At 51.4% G+C, this 1050-nt stretch carries 1 protein-coding gene and 1 pseudogene; both read right to left on the minus strand.

The window, feature by feature from the left end:
* The coding region (locus GPK49_RS11020; RefSeq protein ID WP_444876957.1) for a CHC2 zinc finger domain-containing protein at positions 1 to 529 on the minus strand (529 nt) is incomplete at its 3' end.
* Between the two features lie 65 nt (positions 530 to 594).
* Positions 595 to 1050 (minus strand): annotated as a pseudogene (locus GPK49_RS13090) (MobQ family relaxase); the annotation flags it as partial.

The following is a 1050-nucleotide window of genomic DNA, read 5'->3' on the forward strand; positions in this document are numbered from 1 at the left end:
CAATCAAAGCCGCTTTTTCCTCTGTCTCCCCGAACAGCAGCACATCCAGCAGATATTCCACATGGGCTTGCTTTTGTAAGGCTTCCACAAACCGGGGATGAAAGGCTTCCTCTGGGGAGTGCGGGGCATATTCCGTTCTCCATGCCCGAAGCAGGTGGAGATAATCGGCAAGGATACGGAAGCAGCGGTTCTTTGCTTCCTGAAACTGTTCCTCCGGGGATTTCTGCCGGGGCTTGGGCTTTTTTGCCTTTCCCGGCGGTTTCCAGTCCTCATAGGAAAGCCCAAAGTCATTTGCCAGTTGTACGGCGGCTTCTTTCTTTGCCAGCCCATACAGGGCGGCGGCAAAATCAATCACATCCCCATCCGCACCGCAGCCGAAGCAGTGGTAACGCCGATCCAGCTTCATGCTTGGGGTTTTATCATTATGGAACGGGCAGCAAGCCATCCCGTTCCGACCTACATGGATTCCATAATGCTCCGCAGCCTGTCTTGTTGTGACGGACTGCTTCACAGCTTCAAATACATTCAAATCTATCCCTCCTTGAAAATAAGAAAAGCACCTGACATTCTCTGATTGAAAATGGCAAGTGCCTGTTAAAGTTCCATATCCTGTTGTCTGTGTTTCGCCTGTGCCGGGGCGGTTCTTTGAGCCTTTTTCTCGTCTGCCTTATCCTGCAAGACTTCCTTGATAGGCTGCTTCTTGGGCGGCTCTTTGCTTTCTTCTGTGCCGGGTGTAGCTTTCCGTACCCAGTAGCGGATGTCCCGCAGCTTCTTCAAATCAGCCTGCACCTCGGTCAGCTGTACTTTCAGCTCTGCGATTTCGCTGAGAAGCGTTTCCTGCTCCTCTTGCAGCTCATTTTGGGTACTGTCCTTATCGTCCGGGTGCTTGGCAAGGTAGGCGGCGGCTTTCTCATACCGGGCAACCTCCGGGTGTTCCTGTTTGAATTTCTCCTTTGTTTTCTTAAAAAACATCTTCTGGTACTTCTCATAGACAGGCTTACATTCCTTGCAGTCTGTCCGGCTGGCAAGAATCCCGTCAATCACTTTGCT

Origin of the sequence: Clostridium sp. MCC345 (assembly GCF_018785345.1) — a bacterium.
Classification (GTDB): domain Bacteria; phylum Bacillota; class Clostridia; order Lachnospirales; family Anaerotignaceae; genus Anaerotignum_A; species Anaerotignum_A faecicola.